The organism is Cohnella sp. CFH 77786, assembly GCF_019400745.1.
Classification (GTDB): domain Bacteria; phylum Bacillota; class Bacilli; order Paenibacillales; family Paenibacillaceae; genus Cohnella.
This window is the reverse complement of record NZ_WJIB01000009.1, coordinates 320,814-331,099: the sequence shown is the minus strand read 5'-3', so window position 1 is coordinate 331,099 and position 10,286 is coordinate 320,814. Positions and strand designations below refer to the sequence as shown.

The following is a 10,286-nucleotide window of genomic DNA, read 5'->3' as shown; positions in this document are numbered from 1 at the left end:
GAAGAAGTACATTGAAATGAACGACTACTACGAACAAAAGAGAGCTAAGGAAAAACAAACCAGCAAGGTTGTATCTATCCGTTAGACAACCCGCCGGGGATTTTACACACAATATTGGACTTGACCTGCATTAATTGCATTTTGGTTCTTAATCATTGGAATATTGCCTCTGTCGGTGAAAATAAAAGTATTATCGCTCTTACGCTTTTTCCCGAAGATTTGAAGACAGGAAAATTGGCGGAAGTTGTTGCCGATTGCGGTGGTTTTGTTTTGGCGGTTTTGGCGGTGTGGGTCATTATAAGATCGCAGGGCATGCCTCCCGCGCCTCCGCTTGGGCTGTGTCCCCCGGCAGAACGATAAAAGAGTCTTAAAAAGAAAATAAGCCCTGGCTATAGGGCCAAGGCTTAAGGATAGGCGCACGCTTCCGAATTATTTGCGGGACGAACGCTTGCGCCGATTCTCGACGCTTGAGCACCATACGTCTTGTTCCCCATACGCGTAGACATGCTGGGGGCAGGGAACGCAATGATGCCGGCGGATGACTTGGATCGGGTGGACGACGGTTACCGGTTGAGGGTGGTAGTAATCTTGATACACGTATTGGGGCGGGTCGACGACCGTCTGCTGCTGGCATTGCGGACATTGACAATCTGACACGGTAGCATCACCTCTGTTGAAAAATGGGAAGCAATGCAATATACGGGACAACCCCGTGAATTGATTGGATGCTTGTCCTCGCAATCCCCAATATACGCCAAAAAAACGCTCCGGCCCGCGATTCGATCGGAGCCGGAGCGTTGAGGGGAACCGGAACGCTTTAACGATCCAGGTGCGATCAGGCGTTCTCGACGATTTTGATGACGTTGCGGACGGATTGTGCGGACTTCTCCAGCGCCGCTTTCTCTTCCGCGGTCAAATCGATTTCGATGATTTTCTCGATGCCGTCGCCGCCGAGTACGGCCAGCACGCCCATGAACAGGTTATCATAGCCGTATTCGCCTTGCAGCAGCGCAATGACCGGAAGGATGCGCTTCTTGTCCTTCAGGATCGCTTCCGTCATCTGAACGAGCGATGCCGCCGGCGCATAGTAGGCGCTGCCGTTGCCGAGCAGATTGACGATCTCTCCGCCTCCTACGCGGGTACGCTGAACAATGGCGTCAATCCGCTCCTTGGGGAGCAGCTTCTCGACCGGGATACCTCCAATCGTCGTATAGCGGACGAGCGGTACCATGTCGTCGCCGTGGCCGCCGAGCACGACCCCGCGCACGTCTTCAACCGATACGTTCAGGGCTTCGGCCAGGAACGTGTTGTAACGCGCCGTGTCGAGCACGCCGGATTGGCCGATGACGCGGTTTTTCGGGAAACCAAGCGCCTTGTAGGCCACGTATGTCATCGCGTCGACCGGGTTGGACAGGATGATGACGTAAGCATTCGGGCTCGTCGCCTTCACTTGCTCGCAGACGGATTTGACGATCCCCGCGTTCGTATTGACGAGATCGTCGCGGCTCATGCCGGGCTTGCGCGCGATCCCCGCCGTGATGATGACGACGTCGGAATTCGCGGAATCCGCGTAATTCGACGTGCCGACGATTCGGGCGTCAACTCCTTGGACCGGCGTGGACTCGAGCATGTCGAGCGCCTTGCCTTTCGTCGGGTTCTCCAACTGCGGGATATCGAGCAGAACGACATCCCCCAGCTCCTTCTGCGCCAGCATGAGCGCCGTCGTAGCTCCCGTGAACCCTGCCCCGATTACCGTAATCTTCGCACGCTTAATGGCCATTTCTTGATTTCCCTCCTTGAATGTAACCGCAATATTATTGCCAGCATCTAATACAAGTAATCCCCGTCAGCAAGGTTAAGCGAAGCGATAACCGTTGACGGGGCACCTGATTCGTTCGTCAACAAGGTTATGCGCAGCAGTAATCCGTTGACTGTCTATGCGATTTACGTCAACAAGGTTAAGCGAAGCGGTAACCGTTGACGATATACGTTCTTCACGTCAACAAGGTTAAGCGAAGCGGCAACCGTTGACGATATACGTTCTTCACGTCAACAAGGTTAAGCGAAGCGGCAACCGTTGACGATATACGTTCTTCACGTCGACAAGGTTAGCGAAGCGGCAACCGTTGACGGTACAATGTTCTTCACGTCAGCAAGGTTAAGCGAAGCGGCAACCGTTGACGATATACGTTCTTCACGTCAGCAAGGTTAAGCGAAGCGGCAACCGTTGACGATATACGTTCTTCACGTCAACAAGGTTAAGCGAAGCGGCAACCGTTGACGTCCCAAACCTACGCACTCCCAAACCTCACCGCACCCCCTCAGCTCCTTCTTCGTCTCCCGAACGTCGAGTCTTTCAGTCCGGGTGTCCAGAGGGCGGAGCGCCTCGGAATCCCCCTCCCAGGCGGGAGGGGGACTTAGGGGGTGGGCGAATCCCTTAGGGGGTGGGCGAATCCCTTAGGAGGTGGGCGAATCCCTTACATGTTATTGATAATTTGATCCGCGAACGCAGAGCATTTGACCTCGGTGGCGCCTTCCATCAAGCGGGCGAAGTCGTAGGTCACCGTTTTGTTGTTGATGGACGTTTCCATCCCTTTGTAGATCAGATCCGCCGCTTCCAGCCAGCCCAGATGCTCGAACATCATGACGCCGGACAGGATGACGGAGCCCGGGTTCACGACGTCTTTGTCCGCGTATTTCGGAGCCGTGCCGTGGGTCGCTTCGAAAATGGCATGCCCGGTCACGTAGTTGATGTTGGCGCCCGGCGCGATGCCGATGCCGCCGACTTGAGCGGCCAAGGCGTCGGACAGGTAGTCGCCGTTCAGGTTCAACGTCGCGATGACGTCGAAGTCGGTCGGACGCGTCAGCACTTGCTGCAATGCGATGTCGGCGATGGCGTCCTTCACGAGGATTTTGCCGGCGTCCAGGGCAGCCTTCTGGGCCGCGTTCGCCGCTTCTTCGCCTTGCTCGGCCTTGATTTTGTCGTATTGTCCCCAGGTGAAGGTTTGGTCCGCGAACTCGGTTTCGGCCACTTCGTAGCCCCAGTTTTTGAACGCGCCTTCCGTGAACTTCATGATGTTGCCTTTATGCACGATGGTGACGGATTTGCGCTTGTGCTTGACCGCGTATTCGATCGCCGCGCGGACGAGGCGTTTCGAGCCGTCGGAGGAAACCGGCTTGATGCCGATGCCGGACGTTTCCGGGAAACGGATCTTCTTGACGCCCATTTCCTTCTGCAGGAACTCGATCACTTTCTTCGCGTCGGCCGACTCCGCTTGGTACTCGATGCCGGCGTAGATGTCTTCCGTGTTCTCGCGGAAAATAACCATGTCGACGAGCTCGGGACGTTTGACCGGGGAAGGCACGCCTTGGAAATAACGTACGGGACGCAGGCAGACGTACAGGTCAAGCTCCTGGCGGAGCGCCACGTTCAGGGAGCGGATGCCGCCGCCGATCGGCGTGGTGAGCGGTCCCTTGATGGCGATGATGTACTCGCGGATCGCGGTCAGCGTGTCGGCCGGAAGCCACTCGCCGTAAGTATTGAACGCTTTCTCCCCGGCGAACACTTCGTACCAGGCGATTTTCTTCTCGCCTTTGTAAGCTTTCTCGACAGCCGCGTCCAGAACGCGCTGCGATGCGCGCCAGATGTCGCGGCCGGTGCCGTCGCCTTCTATGAAGGGGATGATCGGATTGTTCGGGACGTTCAGAACGCCGTTCGTCACCGTAATGGGTTGTCCGGATGCGGGTGCAGCGAATTTTTCAAGTTTCATGCGAAAATGCCTCCATTCGATTTTTCGTAAGGACAATGGCTGCGCCGTCCCTTATCGATCATTCAGGATTTATAAGTTCCACGCCTATAAATTTCTGATATGATCTCGTTAAAAACGACTTTCTCTGTTGACAGTGGGACGACGAAATCGTTATTACTTGGACGGATAGACGTTCGATTCGAAGGGAATCGGATCGGTACTCGTAGATCGAGTACTTACGGATTCACCAAGAAACCGGCGTTCCGCGCCTCTGCCGGAAGTGACAGAAGTCGGACCGCCGGTACGAGCGCCTTGGAATTAACCCCTCTGGGAAATCGGCACGTAGTGCTGGTCGACCGGACCGACGTACTCCGCGCGGGGACGGATCAGCCGGTTGTCGTCGTATTGCTCGAGAATATGGGCCGTCCAGCCGGACACCCGGCTGATCGCGAAAATCGGCGTGAACAGGTCGCGCGGAATGCCGAGCATCGTGTAGCACGAAGCGGAGTAGAAGTCGACGTTCGGCTTCAGTCCCTTCTGCCCGGTGACGAGCTCTTCGATTTGCACGGACATATTGTACAGGGTCATGTTGCCCTTCAGCTCGCCGAGCTGACGGGACATCGCCTGCAGATGTTTGGCCCGCGGGTCGCCGTTCCGGTATACCCGATGGCCGAAGCCCATGATTTTCTCTTTATTGTTCAGCTTGTTCTGGATGTAAGATTCGACGTTCGCCGGAGAACCGATTTCGTCGAGCATGATCATGACCGCTTCGTTGGCGCCGCCGTGCAGCGGTCCCTTGAGGGCGCCGATCGCGGAGGTGACGCCGGAATAAATGTCCGACAGCGTCGCCACCGTGACGCGGGCGGCGAAGGTGGAAGCGTTCAGCTCATGGTCCGCATGAAGCACGAGTGCCTTGTCCATCGCTTGCACGGCAACATCGGCCGGCTCTTCCCCCGTCAACATGTAGAGGAAATTGTGCGCGATGCCGACGCCTTTCTTCGGCGCGACCGGCTCTTTGCCTTCGCGGATGCGGGCGTAAGCGGCCACGATCGTCGGCAGCTGCGCTTGCAGCTTGACCGCCTTGAGAAAATTCGCGTCCCGGTTCATGTTGTCCGCTTCTTTGTCGTACAAGGCAAGGCTGGAGACGGCCGAGCGGAGCGCCGCCATGGAGTTGCTTCCTTTCGGGAACAAGCGAATGCCGGAGATGACCTCGGACGGAATGGCCGCATAATCGCCCAGTTGGGCAATCAAACCGTCCAATTCCGCTTTCGTGGGGAGTTTGCCGTGCCAGAGCAAATAAGCGACCTCTTCGAAGGACGCCTTTTCCGCCAATTCGTCGATGTTGATGCCGCGATACGTCAGCACGCCGTCGATGATGGAGCTGATCGACGAGGAAGCGGCGACGATGCCTTCCAAACCTTTGGTAGCCGTCATGGTTATCTCTCTCCTTTATCCGGTTAATGCCGAAGCCGGCGGAAAGATCGTTGGAACCGCCGGATCGGGGGAGGATTCCCGCCCGCGCGGGAGCCCAGACGACGCCAGACTCCGAAAAACCGCGCAAAACGCAAATATTCCTATGTTTTCAGTCCTTTTTCCATGATAAACGATTTTCGGATCGAAAGAAACCGAACGCCGCATCAAAATGTTTTATCGGCACCATAAAGGTTCTTTTACCCGAACCCGCGGCAATGATACAATAGGCCTTATACTGTTTATCCATCCCGTTCGGAGGTGTCCTTTTGGATTCGACTCAAACGACCGGAATTATCGATATCGGCTCCAATACGGTGCGGCTCGCCGTGTTCCGTTTGTCCGCGGGCGGAGCTCGGCGGATCGTGGACCAAGGCCGGTGGGCCGCACGCCTCAGCCGGAGGCTGTTGCCGGACGGACGGCTTCCGGACGAAGCCGTGGCCGAGCTGACCGAAGTGCTCCATCATTATCTTCGCATCTGCAGGATGCACGGAACGCAGCGGATTCGGGCCGTCGCCACCGCGGCCGTCCGCGCAGCAAGCAACCGCGAGGACGTCATCCGGAGATTGCATGAGACGACCGGTCTGCGCATCGAAGTGCTCACCGGGGAAGAAGAAGCGCATTACGGCAGCCAAGCGATGCTCCGAACGCTGGGCGTGGCGGACGGCTATGTCGTCGACATCGGCGGCGGAAGCACGGAAATCACGCTGCTGCGCGGCCGCAAGAAGGAAGGCGCCGTTTCGTTTCCGGTCGGCTCCGTGAACATGTCCAGCCTGTACGGTTTGGAAGACGAACCGGTGCCCGCCTCCGCGTTGGAGGGCATCGAGCGGGACGTGAACCGGCTGCTGGCGTCCAAAAAGTGGCTTTCCTCCCATCCCGGGCTTCCGCTGATCGGACTCGGCGGCACCGCCCGGGCGTTCGCGAAATTCCGGCAGCGGGAGACGGATTATCCGTTCCCCCAGGTGCACGGTTTCGAACAATCGGACGCGGAGCTCTCCTCCGCTTTGGATAAGCTTGCCGGCATGACCGTTGCCGCGCGGCGCAAGCTCCCGGGACTGTCGAAGGACCGCGCCGACGTCATCGTTCCCGGACTCGCCATTCTCAAGGCGGTGATGCGGCACACGGGCTCCACTCGGCTTGCCGTTTGCGGAACCGGCATCCGCGACGGTCTGTTCTTTGAGACAAGCCTCCCGAAGGTGGAGGAAAACAGGGAAAATCCGGTACTGGAAGAAAGCATTCGCAACTTGACCGCTCTGTATCCCACCGCGCCGCAGGAGCATCTGGAGCAGGTCCGCGCGCTTGCGTGCGCCGTTCTGGACCGCCTCAACGAAGACCAGACCTTGCCCGGTCGGGCCAAGGTCTGGCTGGATGCGGCTGCGCGGCTGTACAAGATCGGGGCGGCGATCGATCTCAACGACTGCGCGGACCATACGTTCTACATGCTGATGCATACGCACTTGTACGGCCTGCCGCACCGGGAAATCCTGCTGACGGCCGGGATTGCTTCCTTCCGGGGCCTGAACGCCTTAAAGCGGAATCTGAATCCCTACCGTTCGATGCTGGAAGACGAGGACTTTGACTCGATCGCCAGGCTCGGCTCTATCCTTCAGCTCGCGGCGGCGCTTGACCGAAGCGAGTCGCAATCCATCCGGAACCTGCATGCCGAAGCGGGCCGGGGCAAACTCGTCCTGACCGCGGAGGCGCAGCATTCCCTGTCGATGGAACGGATGGAGGTCGACTCGCTCGCCAAGGATTTCAAGAAGATTTGGGGGTTGACCCCCGTGCTTCACGTTCGTTAACCGTCGTTCCGTACAAATACTCTCCAACCGTTTTCCACAGCGGAATATCCGCGAGCTCAAACTGGCTGCGGAGCGGCGCGAGCTCGCCCTTCACCCGCTCATAGCCGCCTCCCGGCTTCAATTCCCGCGCTTTGACGTTATCGCTCAGATTGATCCTCAGCAAGTTGAGCAGCATCGCGCGCAGACTGCGGTCGTAAACCGGGCACATGACCTCCACCCGGCGCGTCAGGTTCCGCGTCATCCAGTCGGCGCTGGTGATGTACACTTCCTCTTCCCCTCCGGCCGCCACCGAGAGGATGCGCGAATGCTCCAGGAAACGGTCGACGATGCTGATGATCCGGATATTCTCGCTGAGGCCCGGAACTCCCGGACGCAGGCAGCAGACGCCGCGGACAATGAGCTCGATCGTCACGCCGGCCTGCGAGGCCTCGTACAGCTTGTCGATCATGGCTTGGTTGGACAGCGAGTTCATCTTCGCGGTAATGCGCGCCGGCTGTCCCGCCCGGGCATATTCGATCTCCCTGTCAATGAGATCGAACAACTTCGGCTTAAGCGCGTCCGGAGCCACGGCGAACGCTCTCCAGTCGTGAGGCGTGGAATACCCCGTCATCTCGTTGAACAATGCCGACGCGTCCGCTCCGATATCGGGATGGCAAGTGAACAATCCCGCGTCGGTATAGAACTTGGCCGTGCTTTCGTTGTAATTGCCGGTGCCGACGTGGACGTACCGCCGCAAGGTTCCGTCTTCCCTGCGGACGACCAGCGTGACTTTCGCGTGGGTTTTCAGCCCTGCGAGCCCGTACACGACATGGCAGCCAGCCCTCTCCAGCACCCGCGCCCAGGCGATGTTGCGCTCCTCGTCGAACCGCGCTTTCAGCTCCACGACGACGGTCACCTGCTTGCCAGACTCCGCGGCTTTCACTAACGCCTGAACGAGCACGGAATGCGCGTCCACCCGGTACAGCGTCATTTTGATCGCCAGCACGTCCGGATCCGCAGCGGCATCGATCAGAAAATCGTTCACGACTTCGAACGATTCGTAAGGATGGTACACGAGCACGTCGCGATCGCGGATGACGGCCAGAATGTCGTCCTCGTCGTCGAACTCCGCGGGATAAACCGGCTCCGCTTTCGGGTAGCGCAAATGATCGAAGCCGGCGAGCGAACCGGCGAATTTGGACAGGAACGACAAATCGAGCGGCCCTTCGATCTCGTACGGATCGTCGTCCAGCTCCAGTTCGTCCTTCAGCAGCTCCAGCGCGTCCAGATGCATCCCCTTCTCGATTTCCAGGCGGACGGGAAACCCCCGGCGGCGCCTGCGAAGCTCCTTCTCGAGCTCCTGCAGGAGATCCTCGGCTTCTTCCTCGTTCAGCGTCAGATCGGAATTCCGCGTTACGCGGAACGCGTGGACGGCTTCGGTGGCATACCCGCTGAACAGGAGGCCGATGTGCCGTTTGATCAGATCCTCAAGCAGCAAATACGATTGCTTGCGGCTGTTGCGCCGCCCGGGAACAAGAACCGCCCGGGGCAGGATCGAAGGCACCTGCACGATCGCGCAATAAGTTCGGTCTTCGTTCTTGGGATCGGGGACGAGCGGCCTCAGCACGACGGCCAAATAGACCTCCCGGCTGTGAACGAGAGGGAACGGACGGCTTACGTCTACGGCCATCGGCGTGAGGACGGGGTAAACGATGTCTTGAAAATAGGTCTTGAGCGCTTCGCCCTGCGTGGGAGAGAGTTCGTCCCAAGAGACGATGGACACGCCTTCCCGGCTGAGCAGCCGCATGAGCTCCCGATAAGTGCGGTACTGGTCCCGGACGAAACGCTCCGTCCGTTTCATGATGCGTTTGATCAGTCCCTGGGGCGTGTAACCGGTAAAATCGGTTTTGTTAAGGCCCGCTTTGCGTTGATCCTTCAAGCCGGCCACGCGCACGCCCATGAATTCGTCGAGGTTGCTGGCCGTGATCGACAGGAATTGCAAACGCTCCAAGAGCGGGGTCGAGGGATCTTCCGCCTCCTCCAGCACGCGGCGATTGAATTCGATCCAGCTCAAATCCCGGTTGATGTACTTCTTCCCGTGCCTGGAAGCCGAACGGTACAAAGCCCTCTTCATCCTCTGTCTCCCCTAATCTGCTTCTCCCTCCGCCGCGCTCGTGGGGCGGATTTCCATCCTTCTATTATGTTTACTGAATGTAAATGGGACGTATTCGTTTCGTTAACGGAATGTAAAATGGCCCCGTGATAAACGGCAGTCAAGCTCATCGGTACGGCGACTCACCAACGGCGCGGTCCGCGGCGGATCGACAAGGAGCCGGAACGGATTTTGCGTTCCAGCCATCCGTATAAGAGAAGGCGGTAGAGAGGACGCGTGATCGGAAGCAATAACGTCACGCCGACGAGATCGGTGAAGAAACCGGGCATCATGAGCAGCAGGCCGCCGACCAGCACGCACAAGCCGTCCAGCAAAGCCCGGCCCGGCATTTGCCCGGACTGCAGCTGCCTCTGGGCGTCCAGCCATACTTTGCGGCCTTCCGACCGGGCCAGCCACGCGCCTCCGAAGCCGGTAAGCAGGAGCAGCCCGAACGTCTGCCAGCCCCCGATCCAATGCCCTACTTGGATAATGCCCCACAATTCCGCGGCGGGTACGATGATCATCAAGGCGAGAAGCCATCGGTACATGGCGCGGACCTCCTTATTGGGCCGAATCCGGCATATCGGCCAACGCTTTCAGTTTCCGATAGAGCTCCGGGGCTTCCCGGTCCAGCCGCACGGGCTTCCAGGCGGCATTCACCCATACGTGCCGGGTGCTGCCCGCCACGAGTACCCCGCCGGGCGGCTCCTCCGCCATGAGCGACGGACCGTGGGAAGCGGCCAGATCGCCCATCACGATCCTGGTCTGGAAGCGAACGCGCAGCGCGGACATCTCGGCCGCGCGGGTACAGACCGTCACCCAGTCGTCATACCGCGCGGGCTGCTCGAACGAAGCTTCCAAGTGGGTGACGGGCAGCAGCAGCCCCCGGTCTTCCATGTCGCGATAGCTGATGCCCGCGTGCCGGACCCATTCCGTGCGTCCGATTTCGAACCAATTCAAGTAATTCGCGTGATAAACGACCTTCATGGGATCCGTCTCCTGATACCGGACCCGCAGCGCGTGCAAATACCAAGTGTGCATGGGGAGTTCCTCTCCTTACAAGCCAGAGATGCATAGCGAAACCGATAAAACCTGATGGATGGGAAAAGCGACGGCCCGCGCCGTCGCTTGTCACTT

Annotated in this window: 8 protein-coding genes; 1 reads left to right on the top strand and 7 read right to left on the bottom strand. The window is 58.6% G+C overall.

Going from position 1 to position 10,286, the window contains the following annotated elements; translation table 11 throughout:
- Positions 1-429 precede the first annotated feature (429 nt).
- From GE107_RS15445 to citZ, 4 genes are all read right to left on the bottom strand, one after another.
- Positions 430-657, bottom strand: a complete 228-nt coding sequence (locus GE107_RS15445; RefSeq protein WP_219640864.1) for a hypothetical protein — start codon at positions 655-657, stop codon at positions 430-432.
- A 178-nt stretch (positions 658-835) separates the two neighbouring features.
- Positions 836-1,780, bottom strand: coding sequence for a malate dehydrogenase (mdh, locus tag GE107_RS15440; RefSeq protein WP_219640863.1), 945 nt, complete (start codon positions 1,778-1,780; stop codon positions 836-838).
- A 697-nt stretch (positions 1,781-2,477) separates the two neighbouring features.
- Entirely contained in the window at positions 2,478-3,770 is a 1,293-nt protein-coding gene (icd, locus tag GE107_RS15435) for an NADP-dependent isocitrate dehydrogenase (protein WP_219640862.1), read from the bottom strand.
- Positions 3,771-4,067: 297 nt separating this feature from the next.
- Entirely contained in the window at positions 4,068-5,183 is a 1,116-nt protein-coding gene (citZ, locus tag GE107_RS15430; RefSeq protein WP_219640861.1) for a citrate synthase, read from the bottom strand.
- Positions 5,184-5,488: 305 nt separating this feature from the next.
- Here citZ and GE107_RS15425 point away from each other — a divergent pair, with 305 nt between their 5' ends.
- Positions 5,489-7,018 (top strand): Ppx/GppA phosphatase family protein, encoded by a 1,530-nt coding sequence (locus tag GE107_RS15425; RefSeq protein WP_219640860.1) that lies wholly within the window; start codon positions 5,489-5,491, stop codon positions 7,016-7,018.
- Here GE107_RS15425 and ppk1 read toward each other — a convergent pair.
- The 3 genes from ppk1 to GE107_RS15410 all read right to left on the bottom strand — a co-directional run bounded on the left by ppk1 (position 6,975) and on the right by GE107_RS15410 (position 10,190).
- Positions 6,975-9,131, bottom strand: a complete 2,157-nt coding sequence (ppk1, locus tag GE107_RS15420) for a polyphosphate kinase 1 (RefSeq protein WP_219640859.1) — start codon at positions 9,129-9,131, stop codon at positions 6,975-6,977. The two genes, GE107_RS15425 and ppk1, sit on opposite strands and share 44 nt — an antisense overlap.
- 161 nt (positions 9,132-9,292) lie before the next feature.
- Positions 9,293-9,697: an FxsA family protein gene (locus GE107_RS15415; protein WP_219640858.1), complete on the bottom strand. Its 405-nt coding sequence runs from the start codon at positions 9,695-9,697 to the stop codon at positions 9,293-9,295.
- A 13-nt stretch (positions 9,698-9,710) separates the two neighbouring features.
- A complete protein-coding gene (locus GE107_RS15410; RefSeq protein ID WP_219640857.1) occupies positions 9,711-10,190 on the bottom strand; it encodes an acyl-CoA thioesterase in 480 nt (159 codons plus the stop codon).
- Positions 10,191-10,286: the final 96 nt, after the last annotated feature.

What these genes read in the sequence shown, in the direction of transcription:
- icd (WP_219640862.1), bottom strand. Translation starts at nt 3,770, where the DNA reads ATGAAACTTGAAAAATTCGCTGCACCCGCATCCGGACAACCCATTACG.
- ppk1 (WP_219640859.1), bottom strand. Translation starts at nt 9,131, where the DNA reads ATGAAGAGGGCTTTGTACCGTTCGGCTTCCAGGCACGGGAAGAAGTAC.
- mdh (WP_219640863.1), bottom strand. Translation starts at nt 1,780, where the DNA reads ATGGCCATTAAGCGTGCGAAGATTACGGTAATCGGGGCAGGGTTCACG.
- GE107_RS15410 (WP_219640857.1), bottom strand. Translation starts at nt 10,190, where the DNA reads ATGCACACTTGGTATTTGCACGCGCTGCGGGTCCGGTATCAGGAGACG.
- citZ (WP_219640861.1), bottom strand. Translation starts at nt 5,183, where the DNA reads ATGACGGCTACCAAAGGTTTGGAAGGCATCGTCGCCGCTTCCTCGTCG.
- GE107_RS15415 (WP_219640858.1), bottom strand. Translation starts at nt 9,697, where the DNA reads ATGTACCGATGGCTTCTCGCCTTGATGATCATCGTACCCGCCGCGGAA.